Genomic DNA, 25,310 nt, shown 5'->3' with positions numbered 1-25,310 from the left:
TCAGCCCTTGCGCCACTTCTGGGCACCGGTGCCGTTGCAGGTGTAGAGCTGGAGCTTGACGCCGTTGGCGGTGCCGTTGGCGGTGACGTCGACGCACTTGTTGGCCTGGGTGTTCACCAGGTCGCCGGCGCCGCTGAGCACGAACTTCTGCGCTCCGGTGCCGTTGCAGTCGTAGAGCTGGATGGCCGCGCCGTCGGCCGATGAGCCGGCCGCGACGTCCATGCACTTGCCCAGTGCCCGCAGGCTGCCGTCGGCCTCGAAGGACCAGCGCTGCACGCCGCTGCCGTTGCAGTCCCAGATCTGCAGCCGGGTGGCGTTGGCCGTGTTGGAGTTGGGGATGTCGATGCAGCGGTTGCTGCTCTGGCCGATGAGCGGGGTGGCCCCGGTCGGCGGGGTGGTGCCGTCAGGTGCGAAGACCCGGACGTAGTCGATGACCATCGACTGCGGGAAGACGGTGCTGCCGTCGGGGTTGCCGGGCCAGTTGCCGCCGACCGCAACGTTCAGCAGCATGAAGAACGGGTGGTCGAAGACCCAGCGGTTGGCGCCCGCGTCGGCGCGGGTCTTGCGGGAGTACTGGATGCCGTCGATGTACCAGGTAACCGAGTCGGGCGCCCAGTCCACGGTGTAGGTGTGGAAGGCGTCGGCCAGGCGGGCTCCGCCGGGCAGGGTGTACTGGCCGGTCAGCGAGCAGCAACCGGAGTAGCCGGGGCCGTGCAGGCTGCCGTGGACGGTGCCGGGCTCCTTGCCGATGTTCTCCATGATGTCGATCTCGCCGCTGTTGGGCCACGGGTTGGTGCCGATGTCGCTGCCCAGCATCCAGAACGCGGGCCAGATGCCCTGCCCGCGCGGGATCTTGATGCGGGCCTCGAACCTGCCGTAGGTCTGGGTGAACCGGTCGGCGGTGAGCAGGCGGGCGGAGGTGTACTGGCAGCTGCCGTACCAGCAGCCGTAGCCGGCGGGGTTCTCGCGGCGGGCGGTGATGACGAGGTTGCCCGCGCCGTCGTGCACGGCGTTGCTGGTGCTGTTGGTGTAGTACTGCAGCTCGTTGTTGCCCCAGCCGCCGCCGCCGATGTCGAACTTCCACTTGCTGCCGTTGACGGGCGTGCCGGCGGCCGCGTTGAACTCGTCGGACCACGTCTGCGGGCCGACGGCGAGGGCGGGGGTGGCGGTGATGACGGTGGCGGGCACGGTGAGGCCGGCGGCGGCGAGCGCGGCCACGGTCAGTCGGGCCAGCAGTCGGGTCGTTCTGCGCATGGGACTACCTCCCAGGAGCGTGTGGGGCGTGCTACCAGGAGTTCCGGGCAGAACACTTTTGGTAAGCACTGTTAATAAATTGACAACCGTCACGTTAGGACGGTGTGGTGCATCCGTCAAGAGAGCGCTCTCTATGAGATCGACCGGGCTCCGATGTGGATCTGCGATAGCAGGCCGCCGCGGCGCTGTCGTCGCCGCTTCCGACGGTGCCCGGGGGCTGATCGGCGTCCGCGGTCACCGAACGTGACGGCCGGGCGGAGGGTGACGACGGCCGTCAGGTCGGCCGAGGTGGCCGGAGGGCGCGTGGCGCCGTCGTCACGGACGGTATCGAGAGACCGGTGTGCTGACCTAACGTCGCGCGTATTCCATCGTGGACACCGGATGAGGAGTGCATATGCGCGCGGTCATCAGCGCGGAACTGGGCGCGGCGGCGAAACTGGCCGAGGTGCCGACGCCGTCGGCCGGGCCGGGCGAGGTGCGGGTGAAGGTCGCCGCGTCCTCGCTCAACGGCTTCGACGCCGCGGTGATCAGCGGATACCTGGCGGCGCTCATCGAGCACCGCTTCCCGGTGGTGCTCGGCCGCGACTTCGCCGGCGCCGTCGACCAGCTCGGCGAGGGGGTCGACGGGTTCGCCGTCGGCGACGCCGTGTTCGGGGTCGTGCTGACCTTCCCGCTGCAGGCGGGCGGCTTCGGCGAGTACGTCGTGGTGCCCGCGGCGAGCCTCGCCCGGGTGCCCGACGGCCTGGACCTCACCACCGCCGGAGCGCTCGGCCTCGCGGGCGCGGCCGCCGCCACGGTCGTCGGCGCCATCGCCCCGCAGCCCGGCGAGACCGTGCTGATCGCGGGCGCGACCGGCGGCGTCGGCAGCATCGCGGTGCAGCTGGCCGCCGCCCGCGGGGCCGTCGTGCTGGCGACCGCCGAGCCCGGCGAGGGCACCCAGCTGGTACGCCGTCTCGGCGCGCACTACGTCGTCGACCGCACCGGCGACGTCATCGGGCAGGTCGCCGCGATCGCACCGGGTGGCGTGAAGGCCGCGGTGCACCTGGCCGGCGACCCGTTCGCGCTGGCCGAGCTGATCGCGCCGGGCGGCCGGTTCACCACGCTGCTCGGCATCGGCCAGGACCAGATGGGTGTGCACGACGTGGTCGCGCTGCCGGTAAACGCCGACCTCGCCCCGGCCGGCCTGGAGCATCTGGCCGCCGAGGTGGTCGCCGGCCGGTTGGAGGTGCCAGTGCGACGCGTCTACGACCTGGAGGAGGTGCCGCAGGCCTTCACCGACTTCGCCGCCGGCAGCGTCGGCAAGCTGGCGGTTCGCGTCGGCTGAAGCGGGTATGCGGCAGTCATGAACACGCAGAAGGTGGTGTACCGGCCGATCGGGATGGTGAGCGGCGCCGTGGCCGGCGCCGTCGCCGGGGTGGCGTTCAAGCAGGTCTGGCGCATCGTGTCCGGCAAGCGCGAGGCGCCGCACGCCACCGACCCGACGAAGGGCTGGACCGAGATCCTGCTCGCCGCGGCGTTGCAGGGTGCGGTCTTCGGGCTGGTCAAGGCCGCCGTCGACCGCGGCGGCGCACATGGCGTCAAGGCGCTCACCGGCAGCTGGCCGGACTGAGCGGCCGTCCGTGCCGAAGGGCTCCGTTCGGTGAACGGAGCCCTTCGCCATGCCCCGGACCAGGCTGCCCGCCCTCGCGTAAAGAATCCTGAGAAAAGTGCGGCGCGGCATCCCTCGCAGTCCGCGCCGGACACGGCCATACACGAAGCGGCCCCCGACTGCCGGGCGGTCCGACGGCCGGGGGCCTGCTTGGTACGGTTGATCAGGCGTTGACGGCCTCAGCGGCTGCCGTCTGCCATGTGTCGGCGGCTGCCGTCACGAGCGCCGGTATCGGCACGCCGAGCGCGGCGACGGCCACGCAGGCGGACGGGTCGTTGGAAGCCTCGACCGTGAGCCCGCCCGTGAACTCGAACCGGGTAGCTGGCACGGGCTGGCCGTCGACAATGAGCGTTGAGGATCGGGCCTCCCGATGCAGGGCGCCACTCACGACCTCGCGCGTGACATCGCGCAACTCGCCGCCCTGCAGCCGGGACAGGGGCTCGGCTAGTGCGAGAGCGACATCCGCCGCCATGTCGCGCGGCGAGGCCGGAGGGCGGAAGGACGTCGTGTGCACGGCGCGGCCGGTCTGGTCGCACCGCCAGATGCTCACGGAGACCAACTCGGGTCGCCCCTCGTCTTCGCCCTGCACGCCACATCTTGCCGGGGCATTTACCGGAAGAGATGTGCGCGCGTCCCACACGGGAAAGTCCATGACCAGCTCCTTAGTTAGAGGCCGGGCGGGATGTACTCCCAGTCACTTGCCCAGACCTTTCCTCCGTTGTTCTTGCTGCCCCAGACGCGCAGTTCCACCCAGCCAGCCCAACATCCGCAGTCCAGCGTAGAAGTGGGAGTGCTACACGAGTTCGTGGAGTAGCACGTCCGGGTGCCCGAGGTCCACACGGCGACGCCGTCAAAGTAAAGCGTGGCGTTTACGCGGATGGTGCCTAGGGACCATCCGTTCGTCCAGCCCTTCACGAGCAGATCGCCTCCGCCTACGTACGTGGCGTCGGCGTAGGCGAGGGGTGCTTCGTCACAGGCCAGGGTGCCAACGGACGCCAGCCCGTTGGCGGGCGGCGCGGGGCACGGCTCGGCGTTTGCGGCCGAGGGGGAGAGCGTGACCAGCGAGACCGCCAGTAAGGCGAGCGCGGCCAGTCTTGCGAGGGATGTGCGCACGTGCGTCCTTTCGTCGTGCGGGTTATGTGGATGTGCGGTGGTGCCGTTAGATGGGGCGGCGGGGTGCGATGCCGCCGCCCCTGCTACAACTCGCGCAAGCCGGTGAGGACTACGCGATGGAAGCCGGTCGGGTAGAGCAGCCATGCGGGAGTTTCGGTGGGCACGTATACGGGTTCGCAGTCGTCCCGGATGCGCTGCGGGAGCGTGTGCTCCGCGGTCGGCTCGTCCCACGCTGGACGGTCGGGGGCGGTCACTGTGTGGCCTCAGCGACGCGCTCGGCCCAGCGGTAGGCGGTGCAGGGGTAGGGCGTCCATACGCCCAACTCGGTCCAGCACCACGAACAGCGGCCGTCAGCGGTCGGGATGTGAAGCTCTGTCACAACAGCGGCCCGCTTGACGGCAGGTGCAAGGTCGATCGTGCTAGTGAGCATCGTTGATCCCTCCCCATGGGCGGCGTACCGTCTGGTTAGGGCAGCGAGGCGGGCGGATCGCCATCACGACCGCCCCGCGCCTTGGATAGCGTCACTCGTTGTAGAAGTGAGTGTCATTAGAGCCGCCTGCCGCACAGAATTTGCCGCAAACGGGATTCATTGATGATCACGGGTACAGACCTGCGGGCCGCACGCAGGTCGGCCGATCTCACGCTGGAAGATGTGGCGCGCGTGGGCGGCGTCTCAGCAGGCCATTTGTCGCGCATCGAGAGTCGGGCGCGACCCGTTACCCCGGCGACGATCGCGCTGTACGAGCGCGTGACGGGCGGTCTCATTGAGGCTTCCGGTGAAGATCTCCCGGCGCCTAGTGTTGATCCCATGCACAGGAAGGAAGCACTCAGGCTCGCAGGCGCGACGCTGGCAGCGAGTTTCGGCATGACACAAACGGCCCGTGACAGCGATGACGCGGCCGCATGCGCGCAATGGCTCGCATGGGAGTTGTGGCACCGCGGACTGCCCTGGGTGCACGAGTCCGAGGTTCCGGCCGAACTTGCTGCCGGGGCTGGTCGGCTCGTGCAGACCCTTCAGGTGATCAGGTCGGCTGACGGTGGCTTGCGGTTTCCGCACCCCGGCCTCGTCGACTTCCATATTGCCTGTCGCGTGTACGGGGGTATCGCGACGGGCTCTCGTAACCTGCTCGCCACGGCGCAGACGAGTCATGCGACCGATCAGGTCATACGCCAGTTCGTGGAGCAGGACCCCCAGAGCACCCGGTCTCTTGCCGCGTGGATGGCCAGCGGCGACAACGCAGTTCTTCGCGTCAACGCGGCTGGCATCCTGGCGAAGGTGCCCTCAGCCGCGATCGCCGACAGCGTGATACGCGCGCTGCGGGCCGATAGCGCCTCCCGGCACCTCTACCTAACCGCTGTCGCTCATCGCGTCCTTGGCGTGCCGTGGGCGCAAGCGCTCGCGCTCACGAGCGGCTCGGAAAGTGTGGCCGCCGGGCCGCACGCCTTCACGGCGCAACTCGCCGACGAGCTACGCAACCCGCGCGACGCTGCCGCGCGTTGGTGTAGTGCCGTGCTCTTGCACGATCTCGGCTTGACGGACCACCAGTCAGTCAAAGCCGCTGTTGCCCATGCGCTGCACACCGAGAGCGCGCGGGAGAACCTTCGCACGATGGCCGCACTCCTGGCTGGCGTCAACCCTGTCACCACCTAGCAAGGAATCCCGAATGATCCTCTTCTCGGTCCAGCCCGGCCAGGAAGTCATGTCAACACTCACGGCAGCTATCGCCGAGCGCGGCGTGAGAGACGGCGCGGTGGTCTCCCTAATCGGGGCCGTCGATGCCTGCTGTATCTCGAACATGGCAGCCGACGACGCCTCGAAAGACATCCTGACTGAGTACGCCCAGCCGCTAGAGCTGACCGGTACGGGCGAGGTCAAAGACGGCAAGGTGCATCTTCATGTCGTGCTCGGCCGGGAGGGCGACGCGGCGCTAGCGGGTCACCTTCACTGGGCGAACGTCGAAACCTTCTTCGTGAACGCCTACGTGATCAGCCTCTAACGCCCGCCAGGTACGCAAGAAGGCCGCCCAGGGATCGCCCCTGACGGCCTTCTTGCGTGCTGCGCGGCTGCGTTCGACATGTCGTTCTTCAAAGCTGGGGCGGCAGCGTCGTCGGCCTCGGCGGCGTAGGCCAGCGCGGCGCGGGTGCGGCGTAGCGCGTCGGCCAGGTCGGCGAGGTGGGCAGTGTCGGGGCGGTCCTCGGTAACGACGTACTCAGAGATTCGGAGGTCACCGGCCAGGGCCAGGAACCGCCCGGACCTGGCCGTCCGCCCTCGGGTAAAGAATCTTGAGAAAAGTGCGGCGCGGATGTCGAAGGCGCGCGGCCGGTGGTGTCTACCCGGTGAGAGGGTGGCGGGACGGGCCCGACGGGCGGCCGCCGCCACCACGGATCGCCAGGAGGAGTACGGACATGAAGTACATGATCATGATGCACACGGGCCAGGACGCCGGCGAGGGCATCATGAACTGGTCGCAGCAGGACGTGAAGCGGCACATCGAGTTCCAGCACGACTTCGACCGCGAGCTGCGCGAGGGCGGGGAGATGGTCTTCAACGAGGGGCTGACCTTCCCCGACCAGGCCCGCATCGTCCGCCACGACGGCAAGGGCGCGCCCGCGGTCACCGACGGGCCGTTCCCCGAGGCCAAGGAGTTCCTGATCGGCTTCTGGATCGTCGACTGCGCGAGCCCGGAGCGGGCGTACGAGATCGCGGCGAAGGCGTCGTCCGCGCCCGGCAAGGACGGCGCGCCGCTCGGCATCCCGATCGAGGTGCGGCCGATCGTGGGCCCGCCGCAGGCCGACGCCTGACCCGCGGTGGCCGACCGGTCGATCGAGGACCTGCTGCGCGAACTCGCGCCGCGGGTCCTCGCGGTGGTCGCGCGCAAGTACCGCGACTTCGACACCGCCGAGGACGCCGTGCAGGAGGCGCTGCTCGCGGCGCACCTGCACTGGCCGTCCGACGGGCTGCCGGACAGCCCCGAGGCCTGGCTGATCGCCACCGCCTCCCGGCGGCTGATCAACATGTGGCGGGGTGACGACGCCCGTCGCCGCCGGGAGGAGCAGGACTGGGAGCCGGTCGCGGCGAGCGCGGCCGACGAGGCCGACCCGGGCCGCGACGACACCCTGCAGCTGCTGTTCATGTGCGCCCATCCGGCGCTGACGCCGCCGTCGGCGATCGCGCTGACGCTGCGCGCGGTCGGCGGCCTGACCACCGCCGAGATCGCCGCCGCGTTCCTGGTGCCCGAAGCCACCATGGGCCAGCGGATCAGCCGCGCCAAGCAGCGCATCCACGCCTCCGGCGAGCCGTTCCGGCTGCCGTCGGGCGCGGACTGGCGGCCGCGGCTCGATGCCGTGCTGCATGTGCTCTACCTGATCTTCAGTGAGGGGTACGCCAGTAGCGGTGGCGGCGAGCTGGTGCGCACCGACCTGTCCAAGGAGGCGATCCGGCTCGCCCGCGAGGTGCACCGGCTGCTGCCGCACGAGCCCGAGGTCGCCGGGCTGCTCGCGCTGATGCTGCTCAACGACGCCCGCCGCGACGCGCGCACCGGCCCGCACGGACAGCTGATCCCGCTGCCCGAGCAGGACCGTGCCCGCTGGGACCGGTCGGCCGTCACCGAGGGGGTCGACCTGGTCAGTGCCGCGCTGCGGCAGCGCGCCGTGGGGCCGTACCAGTTGCAGGCGGCGATCGCGGCGGTGCACGACGAGGCCGCCACGGCCGCCGAGACCGACTGGCCGCAGATCCTCGCCCTGTACGGCGTGCTGGAGCGCATCCAGCCCAACCCGATGGTCACCCTCAACCGCGCCGTGGCCCTGGCCATGGTGGACGGTCCGCGGGCGGGCCTGCAGGTGCTCGACACCCTCGACGGGCCGCTGGCCGGCCACCACCGCCTGGCCGCCGTGCGCGGTCACCTGCTGGAGATGGCCGGCGACCGGCCCGCCGCGATCGAGCAGCTGCGCGCCGCCGCGGCCGGCACGCCCAGCGCTCCCGAGATGCGCTACCTCCTGACCGAGATCGGCCGCCTGCGCGACGAAACCTGACCGGCCCTACTGCATGGCGGTTCCGTGCGGATGGTCGAAGGAGACCGGACAGTAGAAGATCCACAGCGAGTAGCTGCGGCCGATCGAGACCGCCGTCGGGCTGTTGTCGCTGTGCAGCGACGAGAACTCGCCGGGCGCGGCGTCCTCGATCGGCCGCCAGCTGCCCGAGCCGCCGTCCCACTCGTAGCTGGCGATCCTCAGTAGCAGCCGCATCGGCTCGCCGCACTCGCCGCAGTCCACCGGATGGGGGTCGGTGAGGTGCCAGGAGGCGAAGCCGCCCAGCTTCCACCCCGGGGCAATGGACAGGTCGAACTGATAGGAGTGCGCAGGCTCGTCGCCGGAGCAGCGTTCCTCCTGGTCTTCCTCCCACTCCTGGATGCGCTCGTCCAGTTCCTGCGGCAGCAGGCCGCCGTACTGGTACTCGCGCACCTGCTCGGGGTGCAGGAGACAGGGTTCGGGCAGGTATGACTCCGAGACGATGAGCGGTTCGGGCGGCGCGGCCAGCACCTCGCCGACGTCGGTCGCGCGCCGCCACACCGGCAGTACCCGGGGGTTGTAGCCGAGCTCGCCGTGGTCCAGCGGACACCACAGCACCTGGAACAGGTCTGCGGCGTCCGGGCCGAGGAAACCCGGTGCGTCCCGCCGATACAGCTGCAGCACCGGGACCATCGCGATCGGCTGCTCGGCGAGTTCGGCGGGGGCGCAGTCGTCCAGGTCGGGTAGCTCGGCATGCTCCAGCTCGGTGAGCTGCAGCTGCTCGCCGCGCCGGGTACGGCCCCAGGCCGCACCCAGTATCCGCCGCCATCGCCGTATGGTCTCCGGCCGGTGCGGCTCGAACAGGTAGTCGTGGCCGTCCTCACAGTGTGGCCAGGGCTCGTCGGCCGGCCAGAGCAGCGGGCCGCCGGCGGAGCTGTCGTGCGCGGTCGGCCTGCCGGGGCGCGGGTGCAGGCGGGTCGTGGTGCCCGCGTGGGTTCGCAGCTCCGGGAAGATCGCAGCGATGTCGACCGGCCGGGGCGGGGTGGTCCGAGCCATGATGATCCTCCTGTGGGCCGCCACTGGGTGCGGAGCTTAGTGGGGTGGCCGCGGCTGCCGTGGTCGGGGAGCAGGCGTTCGTTACCGGCTCGTTATACGGCTCCGTAAAGGTGGCAGGTTCGCTCAGGCGTATAGCGGTCGCCAGTGAGCCCGCACTAACGATCATGAAAGAGACCGTGGACGACTTCGCCGACTTCTTCCGGGCGCGACGTGACCTCGCGTACCGCACCGTGTTCGTGGCCATCGGTGACCGCGCCGGGGCCGAGGACGCGGTCGCCGAGGCCTTTGCCCGGGCGTACCAGCACTGGGCGTCGGTGCGGGCGCACCCCCACCCGACGGCCTGGGTCATCCGGACCGCGCTGAACGTGTCGCGGTCCTGGTGGCGGCGGCGCAGGAAGGAGTTCCTGACCGCCGAGGGACCCGAGCCGGGCGCCGCACCGGACGTGGACGTGCTGGACGACGCGCTGGCGGCCGCCGTCATGACGCTGTCGCGGCGGCAGCGTGAGGTGGTGGCGCTGCGCATCCTCGCGGACATGGACGCCGACGAGACCGGGCGGCTGCTCGGCATCACGCCCGCGACGGTCCACGTCCACCTGCACCGCGCCCTGGCGGCGCTGCGCGGGGCACTCGGTGAGCAGGCCGCGATCAGCATGGAGGCGCGACGATGACGATGACCGACGAGGAGCTGACCGGCCTGATCGCGGTGCGGTTCGGCGACGGAGCGCTGCCCGCGGGGCTGGAGCAGGTGCAACGGCGTGGCCGCCAGCGCCGGAGCCGGACCCGGATCGCCGCGGCGGCCGCTGTCGTGCTCGGCCTGGCCGGTGCGGCGGGCCTGACGGCGTACGGGCTCGACCGGCACGAGCAGGCCGAGCGGGTGGCGGCCTTCAACCGGAGCTGCCAGGCGGCGTACGCGGCCGAGGCGGCCAAGACGGGCCGAGCCGCGCAACTGCCCACCGCGCTCGCCGAGCCGCTGCTCGAACTGCGGCGCGGGGACGCACGTTTGCGGCTCTACACCAGTGCCCCCGGACCGCTGCGGTCCATGACCTTCGACTGCGCGCGCTCCGCCGAGGGGACGGTCTCGGGCCGCCTCTCGTACGGCGCGACCACCACGCCGGAGCTCGGGCAGCCCCTCGTCGCGTACCGCGCTCAGCTGCCGGACGGCACGGTGGCGGTCGTGGCGCAGCTGCGCGACCCGGCCGACGTGCTCGTCGTGACACCCGCGGGCGGCGGGGTGCAGACGGCGCAGCGCGACGGCATGGCCGTGGTGTGGGGTCCTCGGGAGGCCTTGGACGAGGCGACGCTGAGCGTGCGTGACGGTTCGCTGGCCCTGGCCCGCGACGTGCTCGCGATCACCGCGACGTTCCAGGAGGAGGAGTTCGACCGGTACTGCCGGCGCACGGTCGACCAGCGGCCGGAGCTGCGCGGGGCGACGCGGGCCCTGACCGCGCGGTACGGGGACACCTGGGCGCTGCAGGTCTTCCGGGCCGAGAAGGCCGTCGCCACGTGCCACTGGGCCAACATGGCCGACGACCCGGACCGCGGTGTGTCGTACAACGGCCCGACCCTGGGGGTCGGCTCCGCGACGAACATCGGACCGGGCGGAATCCTGGGGAGCTCCGACCGGCACCAGACGTGGCTGGCCGGGCTGACGGTGCCCGGCACGGAACGGGTGGAGGTCGTCGGGGTGGACGGCACGCGGGTGCAGGCCCAGCTCGGCGACGGGGTGTACCTGGCACGGGTGGAGTTCGACGAGAGGAGGGCCGTGGTCATCATGACGACCGCGACCACGGTGCACACGTTCGCGGGCGGCAAGGTGACGCAGCACCCGCGCTGATCGTGGCGGCGCCGGGCCGCGCCGACGGGCGGGCGAGCCCGGTCGCCGCGGCCGGGATGTCGCCGTGGGGCTCGTGCATCTCGGGGCGGGCTCAGGTCCCGAGATGCATGAGCCCCACCGGTCGTCTGCTCAGAGGATCGCGACGTCGAGGTCGGCGAGGCGGTCCTTGTCGGCGGTGATGTCGATGGCGGCGATGCGGCCGTCGACGATGGTGAACGCCAGTGCGACGCGCACCTTGCCCTTCGGCGCCCAGACCGCGTTGACGACACCGTCGAGCAGCGCGGTGCGCGCCTCGGCGGCCATGCCGTTCCAGTACCCGGCGACGGTCGCCGCGCCGTGCTTGGCGCTGGTGGAGCCGTAGGAGACGGCGGTCGCGTCGGCGCGCATCACCACGTCGGGGTCGAGCATGGTGACCAGCGCCTCGAAGCGGCCCTCGCGCGCGGCGGACAGGAACGCCTCGACGATCTCGCGCCTGCGGGCCTGGTCGACGTCGCCGGTGGGGGACTGGCCCTGCACCCGGCGGCGGGCGCGGCTGGCCAGCTGCCGGGCCGCGTCGGGCGACTTGCCGATGACCGGGGCGAGCTCGTCGAACGGCACCGCGAACATGTCGTGCAGCACGAACGCCAGCCGCTCGGCGGGGGAGAGGGTGTCGAGCACGACCAGCAGGGCGAGCCCGACCGAGTCGGCCAGCACCGCCTCCTGCTCGGGGTCGGGCCCGGCGGTGGCCCCGACCGGCGGCAGGTCGGTGTCGGCGGCGTCGTCGAGCAGGTCCTCGCGCCGGGTGCTGCGCGAGCGCAGCAGGTCCAGGCAGATCCGGCCGACCACGGTGGTCAGCCAGCCGCTGAGGTTGCCGACCTCGGTGACGTCGCTGCGGCTCAGTCGCAGCCAGGCCTCCTGCACGGCGTCGTCGGCCTCGGCCGAGGAGCCGAGCATCCGCAGCGCCACCGTCCGCAGCCGTCCGCGGTCCTGCTCGAAGCGTTCGGCCAGCCAGTCCTGGTCGTGCATGTCGTACATACCTCCCCGAATCGCTACTAACTGTGATCCAGGCCACATCTGTCACATCTTTGGAAAGCGGCCCGTCATACCGATGACGAACGAGATCGGGCCGATGTGACAGGCCCGGCGAGCAAGATCCTATTGGAGGAGCGACCATGCAGTCCCGGATGACCAACCCCGCCGCCCTGCTGCCCGACGCCGTCAAGGGCATCAACCTGATCTACAAGGCCGCCCACTCCGCGGGCCTGGCGAAGTCCACGCTGGACCTGGTGCACCTGCGGGCCAGCCAGATCAACGGCTGCAGCGCGTGCGTCGACTCCGGCGCGCGCGGCATGCGAGCAGCAGGCGAGACCGACGAGCGGCTGTTCTCGGTCGCGGCCTGGCGCGAGACCGACTACTTCACCGAGGCCGAGCGCGCCGCGCTGGACCTCGCCGAGCACGCCACCCGGCTGGCCGACAAGGGCGACGCGGTGCCGGACCAGGTCTGGGAGGCGGCCGCCAAGCACTTCGGCGAGGCCGAACTCGCCTCGCTGGTGCTGTGGATCGCGACGACCAACTTCTTCAACCGGATCAACGCGGTCACCCGCCAGCCCGCCGGCCAGAACTGGGGCTGAGCTGCGGTGCGGGGCCGCCCTCGGGGCGGCCCCGCCGCAGCCCGCCCGCCCGGCGGCCGGTCGCCAACCGGGCCAGCGCCGCGGCGGCGGCGTGGATGCGCAGCCCGCGGGTGACGTCGGGCCGGGCCGCCACGGCAAGGCTGTGCTCCGGGTGCCGGGCCCCGCTGACCGCGCCGACGATCGTCGCCACGGTGCGGGCCTGTCCGCCCATCATCATCGCGTACCGGATGGCGGCGACCGGATCGTCCGGGTGGCGCAGGAACGCGGTCAGCGCGGCGGGCACGCAGCGCAGCGCGGTGCGTCCGGAACCGACCGTCGCGGCCGCGTCGGCCGGGGCGCTGCGATGGCGGACCAGCGTCTGCACCTCCCCGAGCGCGGCCCGGAACTCGCTGGTCCGCAGCTGCGCGGTGACCAGGTCGAGAAAGTGGTACTTGTCGGCGGGCGCCAGCGGCTGCCCGCGCGCGGCCAGCGCCACCGCGGTCGCCGTGGCGGCGGCCGCGTCCCGGGCCAGCGGATGCGCGTGCGTGATCCCGGCGGTGCGGCGGGCCAGCGCGGCGACCGTGCCGATGCCGGCGTCGGGCAGCAGGCCCACGGCGCCCGCCCGCACGGCGGCGACGCTGCCGAAGCTGCCCTGCCCGTCGTGGACCGTCGGGGCCACCTGCGACCAGCGCACGCCGCGGCGCACCGCCGACAGCACCTGCGCCGTGCCGGTGCCGGCCAGCTCGGGCCGGTCCGCCGGCCACTCCCGGGCCAGCTCCAGGGCGAGCGCGTCGTCGTGCACCCGGCCCGCGTGCCGGCCCAGGTGCTCGGCGAGGATCAGCAGCTGGGTCGCGGCCGCGCTGGGCTGCGTCTGCCGGGCCCGCCGGCCGCGCAGCACGGCCTCCACCCGGGCCGGATCCGGCATGGTGGCGTCGTGCAGCGGCGCCGCCAGCAGGTCGGCCCGAGCTGCCATGAGCATGCAGCCGTGCGCCCGGCGGAGCAGTTGCGACTGGTCGAGCATCGTTGTCACGGCGGTTCCGTCTTCCCTTCCCCGTTCCTGCCCGCCGTCCAGGTCCCACCCGGACGGCGGAGCTCACGGCCGACCCGGCCGGGAGGCCGTGCGGCCCGGCGTGCCGCCGGGTGTCGGGCCCAGATGCTCGACGCGGTCCGGGACCGTCGGGCGGGTGTGCCCCGGCGTGGCGGGCAGCCGCCTCGGCCGGACACCCGGCTGCGCGGGGACCACCGCCGCGCGGGCGCGCACCACGGCGAGCACGTGCCGGGCCCAGCTGTCCAGGCCCGGCTCCGCGGGCGCCGGACCGGCCTGCGGCGCGGGACCGCACAGGCCCACGGCCGTCGCGACGGCCTCGGCGTAGGCGGCCGTGTCGTGCGGGTTGACCACGATCGCCCCGGGCACGTCCGCGGCGTCACTGGTCAGCTCGCTGAGCACGACGGTCGCGCCGCGCTCGCCGCGCGCCGCGACGAACTCGTGCGCCGGGTTCACCGCGCCGTGGTGCACGGGGGTGGCCAGCAGCCCGTCGCAGGCCAGGTACAGCGCGGCCAGCTCGCGCCGGTCGGGGTTGTCGCGTACGTAGTGCACGACGGCCTGGCCGACGCTGGCGTGCGTACCGTTGATCTTCGCGATCAGGCGGTCCACCCGCTCGCGCTGGTCCAGCTCGTCCGGGGTGTGCGGGTCACCGCACGCCACGTGCAGCAGCGCCACCGTGCCGGGCTCGGGCCGGTGCTCGGACAGGAAACGATCGAAGGCGTGCAGGCGCTGCTCGACGGCGTCGGCGGGATCCCAGCCGGCGATCGACAGCAGCACCGGCCCGCCGACCCGCATCGCGTCGCGGATCTGTCCGGCCCGCTCGCGCACCTGCGGCAGCCGGGCCAGCCGCCGCATGCCGCCCGTGTCGGCGGGCAGCGCGCAGGCCAGCACCCGCACCCGGTGGTTGCCGACCGCGATCTGGTTGTCGCGCACGGGCAGCCCGTGCACGCGTCCGGCCAGGTCGAGCAGGTTGTCCACGGCGCGGTCGTGGGGCAGCGCGACGACGTCCGCACCGAGCAGGCCGGCCAGCAGCTCGCGTTGTTCCGGCAGCCGGGCGAACGACTCCGCGGGCGGGAAGGCGGTGTGCAGGTGCACGGCGGTGGCGAGGTCGGGCCGCCGCCGGCGCAGCAGCCGCGGCAGCAGCTGGAGCTGGTGGCCGTGCACCCAGACGGTGCCGCCGAGCGCCGCGGATCCGGCCACGGCGTCGGCGATGGCGGTGTTGGCCTGCTCGTACGGCGCGAACCAGCCGGGCGGGAAGTCGGCCTGCTGGTGGTGGTACAGCGCGCGCAGCAGCCCCGCGCCCATACGCGCGTCGTCGGCGCCGGCGTCGACGTGCAGCGCGTCGGCGTCCGGCGGGTTCACGCCGCCGGGCACGGCGGCCCAGGCCCCGCCGTGCGCGGCCACGAACGGGCGCAGCGACGCCAGGGCGACGTCCACGTGGTCGCTGCTGTCGTCGGGGTCGGCGGCGGGCACCCGGTCGCCGGCCACGATCAGGTCGTAGCGCGCGGTCACAGGACGACCTGCCCGGCCGGGGTCAGCGCCACGTTCGGATACGGCAGCAGCTGCATGATCCGGTCGACCTTGGCCAGCCGCAGGGCCCGCCGGGCCCGCTCGGACGGGGAGCGCAGGGCGACCGCGCCGCCGTCGCGCACGGCACGCCGGTGGGCGTCCATCAGCAGCAGGATGCCCGCCGCGTCGATCGTGTCGCAGTCGGCCAGGTCGACGACGATCTGCTGGGGACGCAGTGCCAGCGCCTCCTCGAGAAGGCGGTTCACCTCCGGTGCGGCCTGCGCATCCAGATCCCCCTTGACCTGCACTTCCACCAGCGGCACTGCCTGTGCCGCGGTCGCCGGGACCATGTCTTCCACCTGGGTACCTCCTTGCCGGTGAGTGCAGCCATTCCCCACCCGGCGCGCAGATAACCCTGGAAACGATGACAGTTGTGTGACAAATCCCCAAGCGGGGGCGGGCCACCCGGTGTCACCGGGCGGCCGGCCCCCCAGAACTACGGGCTGACCAGGTCGAACTGCTCCCATGGGCCGATCGAGGTGCGGTTGGCGATCAGTGCCGCCGCGCCGCCGTTCTCTGCGACGACGTACTTCCCGTTGGCCTGGGCCCGCAAACTCACCGAGCCGTTGGAGTTTCGGATCAACGCGAAGGTCTCCCAGCCGCCGATCGCGGTCCGGTTGGCGATCAGCGGGTTCGCACCCGCGTTGTCCGCGCACACGTAACGCGCGTTGACCAGGGCGCGCAGCGCGATGTTGCCGCTGCCCCGGTCGACCATCTCGAACCGCTCGGCGGTGCCGGCGGCGGTGGCGCTGGCGATCAGCGCGCCCGCCCCACCGCTGGGGGCGGTGACGAACTTGTTGTTGGCCCGTGCGCGCAGGCTGATCCCGGCGGGCGGGGGCGTGCCGGGGGAGCAGTCGGCGGCGACCGCCCCGGCGGCGATCTGGATGCCGCCGAGCAGCATGCGGGTGAAGTTGCTGTCGGTGTAGCTGGCCTCGGTGTGGCCGAGGCCGGTGTACCAGGCCCGGCCGCCGCCGTAGTTGGCGCACCAGGTGATCGGGTGGTCGCCCATGTTGCCGCCGGTGTAGCTGCCCTCGTTGAGGTTCATCAGCACGCGTACGGCCGAGCGCGGGTTGGTGCGGTAGTTGTACCACTCGTCGCTGCGCGTCCAGGTCGTCGGCAGGTGTGCCGTGGAGGCGTTGACCGGGGCTTCGACCCGCACCTGGGCGTTCTGGATGGCCGGGTGGGAGTGGAAGTACGCCCCGACCAGCCCGCCGTACCAGGGCCAGTCGTACTCGGTGTCGGCGGCGGCGTGCACGCCGACGTAGCCGCCGCCGGCCGCGATGTAGTTCTGGAACGCGGTCTGCTGGGTCGCGTTGAGCACGTCACCGGTCGTCGACAGCCAGATCACGGCCTGGAACTGGGCCAGGTTGGCCGCGGTGAACTGGCCCGCGTCCTCGGTGGCGGTCACCGTGAAGCCGTTGGCGCTGCCCAGCGCCTGGATCGCGGCGATGCCGTTGGGGATGGACGAGTGGCGGAAGCCGGCGGTCTTCGAGAAGACCAGCACTTTGGTCAGCGGGGCGGCCGACGCGGCGGTCGCCGGCGCGAACAGCGTCGTCGCCAGGACCGTGACCAGGCCGGCGACCAGGGACAGTACGCGTTTTCGCATGGGGCTCGCTCCTTCGATGAGGGTAGCGCGGTGGGCGGGGTCGGACCGGCGGACGCCGTGCGGCGCGCTGGTCTGACCGGCCGTACACGCGGGCGAGGGCCAGCGGGGGTTCGGCGACCAGACATGACACGTCCTCGGGTCGGGGGCGCGGGCACGCCCCTGCTGACGGCATTCCCGGGTTCTCACCCGCGAACCGGAGCCGGTCGCCGAAACACGGATCCGATATCTATCGACGTCGAATCCTATAGGAATCGCTCCGGCAGCGGAAGGCTGCCGCGACAACTTTCCTCGACAGGGACCCTCCGATTTGCTCATGAGGCCAGAACTTTTGCTAGATCTAGAAAAAGTAAGGGTTTCTATCTAGAAACTTTTGCAGATCTAGATTTAATATGGCCGCCACGAACGCGTTACAGGAGGTCCTGTGCGTACTGGTATCTGGCTCGTCGGCGCCCGCGGCTCGGTCGCGGTCACCAGCATCGTCGGCGCGCTGGCGGTGCGGGCCTCGCTCGCCGACCCGGTCGGCTGCGTCACCGAACTGCCCCCGCTGCGCCATCCGGCGCTGCCGGCCCTCTCCGAACTGGTCTTCGGCGGCCACGACGTGTCCTGTGTGGGCCTGGTCAAGAAGGCCCACGCACTCGTCGCCGCCGGCGTGCTGCCCGCGGCGGTGGTCGCCGCCGTCGCCGACGAGCTGGCCGCCGTCGAACCCGACGTGCGCCACGCGCCCGACGGGACCACCCAGCACGACACCATCACCCGCATCGCCGCCGACCTCGTCGACTTCCGCGAACGCCACGGGCTCGCCCGCGTCGTCGTGGTGAACGTGTCCTCGACCGAAGCCATACCCCCCGACCACCCCGCGTTCGCCGACGCCGCCGCGCTCGCCGCGGCGCTGCACCACGAGCACGTGCTGCCGCCCAGCGCCCGCTACGCCTACGCCGCGATCACCGCGGGCTGCTCCTACGTCGACTTCACCCCGTCCACCGGAGCCCGGCTGCCCGCGCTCGACCAGCTCGCCGCACGGCACGGCGTGCCGTACGCGGGCAGCGACGGCAAGACCGGCGAGACCCTGCTCAAGTCGGTGCTCGCGCCGATGTTCGCGATGCGCAACCTGCAGGTGCGGTCCTGGTCGGGCACCAACCTGCTCGGCGGCGGCGACGGCGCCACGCTGGCCCGGCCCGAGGCCAACGCGGCCAAGGTCGCCAGCAAGCAGCGGGTGCTGCGGGAGACGCTGGGCTACGAGCCGGAGGGGCAGACCCGCATCGACTACGTGCCCGACATCGGCGACCTGAAGACCGCCTGGGACCTCATCACCTTCAGCGGCTTCCTCGGCAGCCGCATGCGCCTGGAGTTCACCTGGCACGGCTGCGACTCGGCATTGGCCGCGCCGCTGGTGCTGGACCTGGCCCGGCTCACCGCCGCCGCGCACGCCCAGGGCCTGTCCGGCCCGCTGCCGCAGCTGGCCTTTTTCTTCAAGGACCCGATCGGCCAGGTGCCGCACGGCCTGGCCGAGCAGTGGCGTGACCTGTGCGAGTGGGTGCAGGGCTGGGACGGCCGTGCCGATCCGCGCCCGGGCGTGGAGGGCTCCGGCGCGGGCGGCGGATCCGGCTCAGCCGGGCACCAGGACCTGGGCGACCAGCCTGGCGCGCGGGCGCAGGCCGAGCCGGGCGAGGGCCGTCATGAAGCTGCGTGACCTGGCGCAACTCGTGCGAGCCCCGGCCGCGCTGTCGGTGCCCGGGGACGCGGTCGCGGGCGCGACCGCGGCGGGCACGCTGGACGCGCGCACCGCCGGCATCGCGGCCGCGTCCGTGTGCCTGTACTGGGGCGGCATGGCCGCCAACGACTGGGCCGACCGGGAACTCGACGCCGTCGAGAGGCCCGAGCGGCCGATCCCGTCCGGGCGGATCAGCCCCGATACGGCGCTGGCCATCGCGGGCGGCCTGACCGTGGCCGGGCTGGCCCTGGCCGCGGCCAGCGGCGGAAAGCGCACCCTGGCCACGGCGGGGCTGCTCGCGGGCGCGGTGTGGGCGTACGACATCAGGTGGAAGAACTCCCCGGCCGGGCCCGCCGGCATGGCGCTGTGCCGGGGACTGGACGTGCTGCTCGGCGCGAGCACCGGCGACCTGCGCAAGGCCGCCCGCCCGGCGCTGGCCGTCGCCGCGCACACCTACGCCGTCACCGCGCTGTCGCGGCGGGAGGTCAGCGGCACCGACCGGGTGCTGCCCGCGCTGACCATGACCGCGACCGCGGCGGTGGCCACGCATGCCGCGGGCCGCAGTGGCGGCTGGCTGCCCGCGGTGCTGGCGGGCTGGTACGCCACCCGCTTCGGCAAGGCCCAGCGCGAGGTGCTGCGGCACCCCGACGCGGGCCGGGTGCGCGCCGCGGTCGGGGCGGGGATCACCTCGCTGCCCGCGCTGCAGGGAGCACTCATCGCACGGGACGGGAAACCGCTGGTCGGAGCCGTGGTCGCGACCGCCGCCCCGGCCGCGGCCAAGCTCGCGAGGAAGGTGTCAGCGACATGAGCCTGCGCTTCGGCTACGGCACCAACGGATTCGCCAACCACCGGCTGGCCGACGCGCTCGACGTGATCGCCGAACTGGGCTACGCGGGCGTCGCGCTGACGCTGGACCACGCGCACCTGGACCCGTACGCCCCCGACGTGAAAGATCAGGTCGCCCGGACCGCGCGGCTGCTCGCCGAGCGCGAGCTGGCCGTGGTCGTGGAGACCGGGGCGCGCTACCTGCTCGACCCGCGGCGCAAGCACGCGCCGACCTTCCTGCACGACGACGCCCACCGGCGGGTCGACTTCCTGAAGCGGGCGATCGACATCGCGGCGGGGTTGAACGCCGAAGCGGTGTCGTTCTGGGCCGGGGTGCGCCCGGCGCACGTGTCGACCGAGGTCGCCTGGCAGCTGCTGGCCGAGGGCTGCACCGAGGTCGTCGGCCACGCGGCCGAGCGCGGTGTCGCCGCGGGCTTCGAGCCCGAGCCGGGCATGCTGGTCGAGACGCTGGCCGACTGGGCCCGGCTGCGCGAGCTGGTCGGCGCGGACCTCAAGCTGACCCTCGACATCGGGCACTGCCGCGCCAACGAGCCCGAAGACGTCGCCGAGTGCGTGCGTATCGCCGGGCCGCACCTGGTCAACGTGCAGATCGACGACATGCGCCGGGGCGTGCACGAGCACCTGGAATTCGGCGCGGGCGAGATCGACTTCCCGCCGGTGCTGCGGGCGCTGGCCGAGACCGGCTACCGCGGCCTGGTCGCCGTCGAGCTGCCCCGGCACTCGCACGCCGCACCCGACGTCGCCGCCCGCTCGCTGACCTTCCTGCGCGCCGCGCAGTGGCTCGGCGACGCGCTCGACCAGCTCGAACGCGACCCGGCCGCGATCGCGACGCTGCTGCCCGCGGCCCGCCGCAAGGTGGGGCGCGCCGCCGCCGAGGACGTCCGGGTCCGGCTGCTCGGCGCGGTCGCGCTCACCTCCGACGAGGCCGCGGAGCTGTACCGCTACGGCGACAACGACGAGAAGCGGGCGGTGCTGCTTGCCTGCCCGCAGCCGGACCTGGTCCGCGACGCGTTGCGCAGCAACGACACCCGGCTGGTGGCCGCCGCGCTCGGCCCCGCCGCCCGGGACCTGCCCGACGCCGAATGGCGCCAGGGCGTGCTCAAGAGCGTGTTCATGGGCCTGCCGCTGTCCGGCGTCGACGGACTGGCGCAGCGGGCCGACGCCGAGCTGGGCCGGATGCTCGCGGCGCTGCGCCGCGAGCGCGAGGCGGCCGGCCGCACCATGCCCGACGACGCCGTCGACCTCCTGGAGAGGCTGCATTGATGCGCATCTTCGATCCGCACATCCACATGACCTCGCGCACCACCGACGACTATGAGCGGATGGCGGCGGCCGGTGTGCGAGCGCTGGTCGAGCCGGCTTTCTGGCTCGGCCAGCCCCGCACCAACACCGGCTCGTTCACCGACTACTTCGACGCGCTCATCGGGTGGGAGCCGTTCCGGGCGAGCCAGTACGGCATCCGGCACCACTGCACCATCGCGCTGAACCCGAAGGAGGCCAACGACCCGCGCTGCCGCGAGGTGCTGGCCCTGCTGCCGCGCTACCTGGCGAAGGACCGGGTGGTCGCGGTCGGCGAGACCGGGTACGACTCGATGACGCCGGAGGAGGACGAGGTGTTCGCGGCACAGCTGGAGCTGGCCCGCGCGCACGAGCTGCCCGCGCTCGTGCACACCCCGCACCGGGACAAGGTCGTCGGCACCCGGCGCAGCCTCGACGTGGTCAAGGAGTCCGGCATCGACCCGGGGCTGGTCGTGCTCGACCACCTGAACGAGCCGACCGTCGGCGAGGTCGCCGGCAGCGGGTGCTGGATGGGCTTCTCCATCTACCCCGACACCAAGATGTCGCCCGACCGCATGGTCGCGATCCTGCGCGAGTACGGCCTGGAGCGGATGCTGGTCAACTCCGCCGCCGACTGGGGCAAGAGCGATCCGCTGCTCACCCTGCGTACGGGCGAGGCGATGCTGGCGGCCGGGTTCAGCGACGACGACGTGGACCGGGTGCTGTGGCGCAACCCGGTCGAGTTCTACGGCCAGTCCGGTCGGCTCGACCTCGACGACGTGGCCACCGAGGGCGCCTTCGCGGGCAACTCGATCCTGCGCGGGGGTTCGTGATGCGGCTGCGCGACGCCGACGGTGCGACGGTGCACCTGGCGTACTGCACGAACGTGCACGCCGCGGAGGACTTCGCCGGGGTGCTGTCCCAGCTCGACCGGTTTGCGGTGCCGGTGCGCGAGCGCCTGGGCGTCGACCTGCTCGGGCTCGGCCTGTGGCTGGCCGCCCCGGTCGCCCGGGCGCTGGCCGAGCAGCCGCAGCTGCGGGCGCGGCTGCGGCGTGAGCTGACCGCGCGCGGGTTGGAGACGGTGACCCTCAACGGTTTCCCGTACCAGGCCTTCCAGGCGCCGGTGGTCAAGCACGACGTGTACCTGCCGGACTGGACCGACCCGCGGCGGCTGCGCTACACCCTGGACCTGGCCCTGGTGCTGGCCGAGCTGCTGCCCGACGACGCGGCCCGCGGCTCCATCTCGACGCTACCGCTGGCCTGGCGCGAGCCGTGGGACCGCCGGCGCTTCCGGGCCGCCAAGGCGCAGCTCGACGAGCTGGCCGCGGGCCTGGCCCGGGGCGAGCGCCCGATCCGGGTCGCGCTGGAGCCCGAGCCCGGCTGCGTGGTCGAGTCCACCGACCAGGCTGTCGCGGCGCTGTCCGCGGTGGCCAGCGAGCACCTGGGCGTCTGCGTCGACCTGGCGCACCTGGCCTGCGGCTGGGAGGACCCGGTCGACGCGGTCGCCAAGCTGAAGGCGGCCGGGGTCGCCGTGGTCAAGGTGCAGGTGTCGCAGGCCCTGGAGGTCGAGGACCCGGCGGCGGCCCGGCAGGTGCTCTCGGCGTACGCCGAACCGCGTTTCCTGCACCAGACCCGCAGCTCGGCCGGCGAGCGCTTCGACGACCTGCCGCAGGCGCTGGCCTCCGACGCCCCAGGGCCGTGGCGCATCCACTTCCACGCGCCGCTGCACGCCGCCGCGCTCGACCCGCTGCGCACCAGCTCCACGGTGCTGCGCGAGGGCCTGGCGGCGCTGCTGACCAGCAGCGACTGCGACCACTTCGAGGTCGAGACGTACACCTGGGACGTGCTGCCGCCATCGGCCCGTCCCGCCGACGACGCCGGGCTGGCCGAGGGCATCGCCGCCGAGCTCGCCTTCGCCCGCGACCAGTTCGCCGCCCTGGGGGTCTCCTGATGAGCAAGCCACTCGTCGTGCTGAACGCGGTCGGGCTGACGCCCCGGCTGCTCGCGCACATGCCGCGGCTGCGGGCCGCGTTCGCGAACGGGTTCACCGCCCGGCTCGACCCGGTCGTGCCCGCGGTGACCTGCTCGGTGCAGGCCACCTTCCTCACCGGCGAGACGCCGGCCGGGCACGGCGTCGTCGGCAACGGCTGGTACTTCCGCGACCTCGGCGAGGTGCTGCTGTGGCGGCAGAGCCACGCGCTGGTCGGCGGGGAACGGGTCTGGGACGCGATCCGCCGCGACCGGCCCGGCTACACCGTGGCCAACATCTGCTGGTGGTATGCCATGGGCGCGGACGTGAACTGGACGATCACGCCCCGGCCCATCTACCGGGCCGACGGCCGCAAGGACCCCGACTGCTACACCATTCCGGCCGAGCTGCACGACGAGCTGCCGACGTTCCCGCTGTTCAGCTACTGGGGGCCGGGCGCGGGCATCGCCTCGACGGCCTGGATCGCCGCGGCCGCCGTGCACGTGATGGCGACCCGCAACCCCGACCTGACCCTGGTGTACGTCCCGCATCTCGACTACGACCTGCAGCGCTTCGGCCCGTCCGCGCCGCAGGCCGCCGCCGCTGCCGCCGAGCTGGACGAGACCCTCGGCCCGCTGCTCGACGCGGCCGCCGCCCGCGGTGCGGCCGTCGTCGCGCTGTCGGAGTACGGCATCACCGACGTCAGCCGCCCCGTGCACGTCAACCGGGCGCTGCGCGCCGCCGGGCTACTGCACGTGCACACCCAGGACGGCATGGAATACCTGGACCCGTGGACCTCGCGGGCCTTCGCGGTCGCCGACCACCAGGTCGCCCACGTGTACGTGCGCGACCCCGCCGACGTCGCCGCGGTCGCGAAGCTGTGCGCCGAGCTGCCCGGCGTCGGGCAGGTGCTCGACGAGTCCGGCAAGGCCGGGCAGGGTCTGGACCACGAGCGCAGCGGTGAGCTGGTGCTGCTGGCCGAGCCGGACTCCTGGTTCACCTACTACTACTGGCTCGACGACGCCCGCGCGCCGGACTTCGCCACCCACGTGGAGATCCACCGCAAGCCCGGCTACGACCCGGCGGAGCTGCTGTTCGACCCGGCCGGGCCGGGTGCGGCGAAGGGCCGCGCGGCCAAGGCGCTGGTGCGCAAGAAGCTCGGCATGCGATACCGGATGAACGTGGTCGGCCTGGACGCGGGCGCGGAGGCGATCCGCGGCTCGCACGGACTGCTCCCGCCGGGTGCCGACGACGCGCCCGTGCTCCTGTGCACCGACCCCGCGCCCGCGGTCGACCGCATCGCCGCCACCGACGTGAAGTCCCTGCTCCTGCGTTTGGCGGGCGGCCCGTCATGATGGGCCGCGCTCGACGCGCGGTGCCGCGCTTCTGCAGTTTCGGGGAAGGTGCGCGAATGCGCCCGGTCGATAGTGCAGTTTCCCCGAAACTGCAGTTCATCACTCGTGGAGCGCGGTGGTGGGAGGGGCGGGTGGAGTTCCCCTGTGGTGACTTTGCTCTGCACCCATTCGCTTGCTCTGCACCCACCGGCGCAACACGTGGCCGCCGGGTGAGTGGGCGGGTGCGGGCGGGAGGTGCGCCGTGACGCTCGCGCCTGCGCCCACGCCGTTGGCGGCGCGGATCGATGCGGTGCTGGCCGGGTTCGTGGACGGGCAGCGGTTGCTGTGGCCGGACGACGACCTGCGGCCGATGCTGGACACGGTGCGGCGGTTCATCCTGACCGGCGGCAAGCGGCTGCGTCCGGCGTTCTGCTACTGGGCCTGGCGCGGGGTGGCCGCGCCCGAGGAGCGGGGCGAGGACCAGGCGGCGGTGACCGCGGGCGCGGCGCTGGAGCTGTTCCACTGCTTCGCGCTGATCCACGACGACATCATCGACGCGGGCAGCCGCCGCCGCGGGCAGCCGTCCATGCACGAGGAGTTCGCGGCGGCGCACGCCCGGCAGGGCTGGCGCGGGGATGCGCGGTCGTTCGGGCGCAACACCGCGCTGCTCTGCGGGGACCTGTGCGCGATGTGGGCCGAGGAGCTGCTGGTGGGCTGCCCGGCCGCGCCGGGGCGGCTGGCGCAGGCGCAGCGGCTGTTCTCGGTGATGCGGGCCGAGGCGGTGGCGGGGGAGTACCTGGAGGTCGTGGCGCAGGCCAGGGGCGACTTCGGGTCCGGCGCGCGGGCGCGGGCGGCGCGCGTGGTGCAGCTGAAGACGGCGCGGTACTCGGTGGTGCGGCCGCTGCAGATCGGGGCCGTGCTGGCGGGGGCGAGCGACGCGGTGCTCGACGGGCTGGCCGCCTTCGGCGAGCCGCTGGGCGAGGCGTTCCAGCTGCGCGACGACGTGCTCGGAGTGTTCGGCGACCCGGCGCGCACCGGCAAGTCGGTGCTGGACGACCTGCGCCAGGCCAAGCCGACGACCCTGCTGGCAGAGGGCTTCGCGCGGGCGGATGCGCCGTCGCGTGCGGTGCTGTCGGCACATGTGGGGGATGAGCGACTCGGCGAGGCGGGCGCGGCGCGCGTGCGGGCGGTGCTGGCGGAGTCGGGGGCGCTGGCCGCGGTGGAGGAGCGGATCGCGGCGGCTCGGGCCGAGGCGCTGCGGGCGCTGGAGTATCTGGAGGTGGCGGGGGAGTCGCGGCAGGCGCTGGGGGCGCTGGCCGACTTCGTCGCGAGCCGGTCGGAGTGAGGTGACGCGGGCGCGGTCAGGTGACGGAACGCTGTGGTGACCAGCACGCAGAGGTGGGCGTGAACCGCGCGGAGGCAACAGGATCGCTCACATTTCCACTGAGGT

The 25,310-nt window shown here is 72.7% G+C and carries 25 protein-coding genes; 16 read left to right on the top strand and 9 right to left on the bottom strand.

Annotated elements, in window-relative coordinates; genetic code table 11:
* Positions 1-1,254 carry a glycoside hydrolase family 16 protein gene (locus HAV39_RS27190; RefSeq protein ID WP_191842034.1) on the bottom strand — a complete coding sequence of 418 codons (1,254 nt, stop codon included), beginning with the start codon at positions 1,252-1,254 and terminating at the stop codon, positions 1-3.
* A 394-nt stretch (positions 1,255-1,648) separates the two neighbouring features.
* Between HAV39_RS27190 and HAV39_RS27185 the strand changes: the two genes are divergently transcribed.
* Positions 1,649-2,578, top strand: coding sequence for an NADP-dependent oxidoreductase (locus tag HAV39_RS27185; RefSeq protein WP_191842033.1), 930 nt, complete (start codon positions 1,649-1,651; stop codon positions 2,576-2,578).
* An 18-nt stretch (positions 2,579-2,596) separates the two neighbouring features.
* Entirely contained in the window at positions 2,597-2,863 is a 267-nt protein-coding gene (locus tag HAV39_RS27180; RefSeq protein ID WP_191842032.1) for a DUF4235 domain-containing protein, read from the top strand.
* A gap of 202 nt (positions 2,864-3,065) precedes the next feature.
* Here HAV39_RS27180 and HAV39_RS27175 read toward each other — a convergent pair whose 3' ends face one another.
* Positions 3,066-3,554, bottom strand: a complete 489-nt coding sequence (locus tag HAV39_RS27175; RefSeq protein WP_191842031.1) for a hypothetical protein — start codon at positions 3,552-3,554, stop codon at positions 3,066-3,068.
* Between the two features lie 14 nt (positions 3,555-3,568).
* Positions 3,569-4,015 carry a hypothetical protein gene (locus tag HAV39_RS27170; protein WP_191842030.1) on the bottom strand — a complete coding sequence of 149 codons (447 nt, stop codon included), beginning with the start codon at positions 4,013-4,015 and terminating at the stop codon, positions 3,569-3,571.
* Between the two features lie 592 nt (positions 4,016-4,607).
* Here HAV39_RS27170 and HAV39_RS27165 point away from each other — a divergent pair.
* The 4 genes from HAV39_RS27165 to HAV39_RS27150 all read left to right on the top strand — a co-directional run bounded on the left by HAV39_RS27165 (position 4,608) and on the right by HAV39_RS27150 (position 8,047).
* Positions 4,608-5,666 carry a helix-turn-helix domain-containing protein gene (locus tag HAV39_RS27165; protein WP_191842028.1) on the top strand — a complete coding sequence of 353 codons (1,059 nt, stop codon included), beginning with the start codon at positions 4,608-4,610 and terminating at the stop codon, positions 5,664-5,666.
* 13 nt (positions 5,667-5,679) lie between these two features.
* Positions 5,680-6,012, top strand: coding sequence for a PCC domain-containing protein (locus HAV39_RS27160; RefSeq protein WP_191842026.1), 333 nt, complete (start codon positions 5,680-5,682; stop codon positions 6,010-6,012).
* 409 nt (positions 6,013-6,421) lie between these two features.
* Positions 6,422-6,817 carry a YciI family protein gene (locus HAV39_RS27155; RefSeq protein ID WP_191842024.1) on the top strand — a complete coding sequence of 132 codons (396 nt, stop codon included), beginning with the start codon at positions 6,422-6,424 and terminating at the stop codon, positions 6,815-6,817.
* A 6-nt stretch (positions 6,818-6,823) separates the two neighbouring features.
* Positions 6,824-8,047 (top strand): RNA polymerase sigma factor, encoded by a 1,224-nt coding sequence (locus HAV39_RS27150; protein WP_191842022.1) that lies wholly within the window; start codon positions 6,824-6,826, stop codon positions 8,045-8,047.
* A 6-nt stretch (positions 8,048-8,053) separates the two neighbouring features.
* Here the strand turns inward: HAV39_RS27150 and HAV39_RS27145 are convergent, their stop codons facing one another.
* Positions 8,054-9,079 (bottom strand): hypothetical protein, encoded by a 1,026-nt coding sequence (locus HAV39_RS27145; protein WP_191842020.1) that lies wholly within the window; start codon positions 9,077-9,079, stop codon positions 8,054-8,056.
* A 164-nt stretch (positions 9,080-9,243) separates the two neighbouring features.
* On the opposite strand from HAV39_RS27145, the gene HAV39_RS27140 reads away from it, so the two are divergent.
* Positions 9,244-9,747 (top strand): RNA polymerase sigma factor, encoded by a 504-nt coding sequence (locus HAV39_RS27140; protein ID WP_191842018.1) that lies wholly within the window; start codon positions 9,244-9,246, stop codon positions 9,745-9,747.
* On the top strand, positions 9,744-10,913 hold the full coding sequence (locus tag HAV39_RS27135; RefSeq protein ID WP_191842016.1) for a hypothetical protein: 1,170 nt from the start codon (positions 9,744-9,746) through the stop codon (positions 10,911-10,913). Before HAV39_RS27140 ends, HAV39_RS27135 begins: the two co-directional genes overlap by 4 nt.
* Before the next feature lie 129 nt (positions 10,914-11,042).
* Here HAV39_RS27135 and HAV39_RS27130 read toward each other — a convergent pair whose 3' ends face one another.
* The gene (locus HAV39_RS27130; protein WP_191842123.1) at positions 11,043-11,918 is read right to left on the bottom strand and encodes a sigma-70 family RNA polymerase sigma factor; all 876 of its coding nucleotides are present in this window, start codon (positions 11,916-11,918) and stop codon (positions 11,043-11,045) included.
* Between the two features lie 146 nt (positions 11,919-12,064).
* Here HAV39_RS27130 and HAV39_RS27125 point away from each other — a divergent pair, with 146 nt between their 5' ends.
* Positions 12,065-12,523, top strand: a complete 459-nt coding sequence (locus HAV39_RS27125) for a carboxymuconolactone decarboxylase family protein (RefSeq protein WP_191842014.1) — start codon at positions 12,065-12,067, stop codon at positions 12,521-12,523.
* Here HAV39_RS27125 and HAV39_RS27120 read toward each other — a convergent pair.
* The 4 genes from HAV39_RS27120 to HAV39_RS27105 all read right to left on the bottom strand — a co-directional run bounded on the left by HAV39_RS27120 (position 12,489) and on the right by HAV39_RS27105 (position 16,722).
* Positions 12,489-13,523, bottom strand: a complete 1,035-nt coding sequence (locus HAV39_RS27120) for an ADP-ribosylglycohydrolase family protein (protein ID WP_239120814.1) — start codon at positions 13,521-13,523, stop codon at positions 12,489-12,491. The genes HAV39_RS27125 and HAV39_RS27120 overlap by 35 nt on opposite strands.
* 72 nt (positions 13,524-13,595) lie before the next feature.
* Entirely contained in the window at positions 13,596-15,059 is a 1,464-nt protein-coding gene (locus HAV39_RS27115; protein ID WP_191842010.1) for a trehalose-6-phosphate synthase, read from the bottom strand.
* Positions 15,056-15,406, bottom strand: a complete 351-nt coding sequence (locus tag HAV39_RS27110; RefSeq protein WP_239120815.1) for an STAS domain-containing protein — start codon at positions 15,404-15,406, stop codon at positions 15,056-15,058. Before HAV39_RS27110 ends, HAV39_RS27115 begins: the two co-directional genes overlap by 4 nt.
* Before the next feature lie 146 nt (positions 15,407-15,552).
* Positions 15,553-16,722 carry a ThuA domain-containing protein gene (locus tag HAV39_RS27105; protein ID WP_191842007.1) on the bottom strand — a complete coding sequence of 390 codons (1,170 nt, stop codon included), beginning with the start codon at positions 16,720-16,722 and terminating at the stop codon, positions 15,553-15,555.
* A gap of 421 nt (positions 16,723-17,143) precedes the next feature.
* Here HAV39_RS27105 and HAV39_RS27100 point away from each other — a divergent pair, with 421 nt between their 5' ends.
* From HAV39_RS27100 to HAV39_RS27070, 7 genes are all read left to right on the top strand, one after another.
* Positions 17,144-18,412 carry an inositol-3-phosphate synthase gene (locus HAV39_RS27100; protein WP_191842005.1) on the top strand — a complete coding sequence of 423 codons (1,269 nt, stop codon included), beginning with the start codon at positions 17,144-17,146 and terminating at the stop codon, positions 18,410-18,412.
* Complete coding sequence (locus HAV39_RS27095) at positions 18,399-19,241, top strand: SCO3242 family prenyltransferase (protein ID WP_191842003.1); 843 nt, start codon at positions 18,399-18,401, stop codon at positions 19,239-19,241. Before HAV39_RS27100 ends, HAV39_RS27095 begins: the two co-directional genes overlap by 14 nt.
* Complete coding sequence (locus HAV39_RS27090) at positions 19,238-20,542, top strand: TIM barrel protein (RefSeq protein ID WP_191842001.1); 1,305 nt, start codon at positions 19,238-19,240, stop codon at positions 20,540-20,542. The genes HAV39_RS27095 and HAV39_RS27090 overlap by 4 nt, the downstream gene beginning before the upstream one ends.
* Positions 20,542-21,390 (top strand): TatD family hydrolase, encoded by an 849-nt coding sequence (locus HAV39_RS27085; RefSeq protein WP_191842000.1) that lies wholly within the window; start codon positions 20,542-20,544, stop codon positions 21,388-21,390. The genes HAV39_RS27090 and HAV39_RS27085 overlap by 1 nt, the downstream gene beginning before the upstream one ends.
* A complete protein-coding gene (gene eboE / locus HAV39_RS27080) occupies positions 21,390-22,508 on the top strand; it encodes a metabolite traffic protein EboE (RefSeq protein WP_191841998.1) in 1,119 nt (372 codons plus the stop codon). Before HAV39_RS27085 ends, eboE begins: the two co-directional genes overlap by 1 nt.
* Positions 22,508-23,881, top strand: coding sequence for an alkaline phosphatase family protein (locus HAV39_RS27075; protein ID WP_191841996.1), 1,374 nt, complete (start codon positions 22,508-22,510; stop codon positions 23,879-23,881). The genes eboE and HAV39_RS27075 overlap by 1 nt, the downstream gene beginning before the upstream one ends.
* 241 nt (positions 23,882-24,122) lie before the next feature.
* Positions 24,123-25,205 (top strand): polyprenyl synthetase family protein, encoded by a 1,083-nt coding sequence (locus tag HAV39_RS27070; protein ID WP_191841994.1) that lies wholly within the window; start codon positions 24,123-24,125, stop codon positions 25,203-25,205.
* The last annotated feature ends 105 nt before the right edge of the window (positions 25,206-25,310 follow it).

The organism is Catellatospora chokoriensis (assembly GCF_011297315.1).
Classification (GTDB): Bacteria; Actinomycetota; Actinomycetes; order Mycobacteriales; family Micromonosporaceae; genus Catellatospora; species Catellatospora citrea.
This window is presented reverse-complemented; position numbering and strand designations above follow the sequence as displayed.

What these genes read in the sequence shown, in the direction of transcription:
- HAV39_RS27190 (WP_191842034.1), bottom strand. Translation starts at nt 1,254, where the DNA reads ATGCGCAGAACGACCCGACTGCTGGCCCGACTGACCGTGGCCGCGCTC.
- HAV39_RS27185 (WP_191842033.1), top strand. Translation starts at nt 1,649, where the DNA reads ATGCGCGCGGTCATCAGCGCGGAACTGGGCGCGGCGGCGAAACTGGCC.
- HAV39_RS27180 (WP_191842032.1), top strand. Translation starts at nt 2,597, where the DNA reads ATGAACACGCAGAAGGTGGTGTACCGGCCGATCGGGATGGTGAGCGGC.
- HAV39_RS27175 (WP_191842031.1), bottom strand. Translation starts at nt 3,554, where the DNA reads ATGGACTTTCCCGTGTGGGACGCGCGCACATCTCTTCCGGTAAATGCC.
- HAV39_RS27165 (WP_191842028.1), top strand. Translation starts at nt 4,608, where the DNA reads ATGATCACGGGTACAGACCTGCGGGCCGCACGCAGGTCGGCCGATCTC.
- HAV39_RS27160 (WP_191842026.1), top strand. Translation starts at nt 5,680, where the DNA reads ATGATCCTCTTCTCGGTCCAGCCCGGCCAGGAAGTCATGTCAACACTC.
- HAV39_RS27155 (WP_191842024.1), top strand. Translation starts at nt 6,422, where the DNA reads ATGAAGTACATGATCATGATGCACACGGGCCAGGACGCCGGCGAGGGC.
- HAV39_RS27145 (WP_191842020.1), bottom strand. Translation starts at nt 9,079, where the DNA reads ATGGCTCGGACCACCCCGCCCCGGCCGGTCGACATCGCTGCGATCTTC.
- HAV39_RS27140 (WP_191842018.1), top strand. Translation starts at nt 9,244, where the DNA reads ATGAAAGAGACCGTGGACGACTTCGCCGACTTCTTCCGGGCGCGACGT.
- HAV39_RS27135 (WP_191842016.1), top strand. Translation starts at nt 9,744, where the DNA reads ATGACGATGACCGACGAGGAGCTGACCGGCCTGATCGCGGTGCGGTTC.
- HAV39_RS27130 (WP_191842123.1), bottom strand. Translation starts at nt 11,918, where the DNA reads ATGCACGACCAGGACTGGCTGGCCGAACGCTTCGAGCAGGACCGCGGA.
- HAV39_RS27125 (WP_191842014.1), top strand. Translation starts at nt 12,065, where the DNA reads ATGCAGTCCCGGATGACCAACCCCGCCGCCCTGCTGCCCGACGCCGTC.
- HAV39_RS27120 (WP_239120814.1), bottom strand. Translation starts at nt 13,523, where the DNA reads ATGCTCGACCAGTCGCAACTGCTCCGCCGGGCGCACGGCTGCATGCTC.
- HAV39_RS27110 (WP_239120815.1), bottom strand. Translation starts at nt 15,406, where the DNA reads ATGGTCCCGGCGACCGCGGCACAGGCAGTGCCGCTGGTGGAAGTGCAG.
- HAV39_RS27105 (WP_191842007.1), bottom strand. Translation starts at nt 16,722, where the DNA reads ATGCGAAAACGCGTACTGTCCCTGGTCGCCGGCCTGGTCACGGTCCTG.
- HAV39_RS27095 (WP_191842003.1), top strand. Translation starts at nt 18,399, where the DNA reads ATGAAGCTGCGTGACCTGGCGCAACTCGTGCGAGCCCCGGCCGCGCTG.
- HAV39_RS27090 (WP_191842001.1), top strand. Translation starts at nt 19,238, where the DNA reads ATGAGCCTGCGCTTCGGCTACGGCACCAACGGATTCGCCAACCACCGG.
- HAV39_RS27085 (WP_191842000.1), top strand. Translation starts at nt 20,542, where the DNA reads ATGCGCATCTTCGATCCGCACATCCACATGACCTCGCGCACCACCGAC.
- eboE (WP_191841998.1), top strand. Translation starts at nt 21,390, where the DNA reads ATGCGGCTGCGCGACGCCGACGGTGCGACGGTGCACCTGGCGTACTGC.
- HAV39_RS27075 (WP_191841996.1), top strand. Translation starts at nt 22,508, where the DNA reads ATGAGCAAGCCACTCGTCGTGCTGAACGCGGTCGGGCTGACGCCCCGG.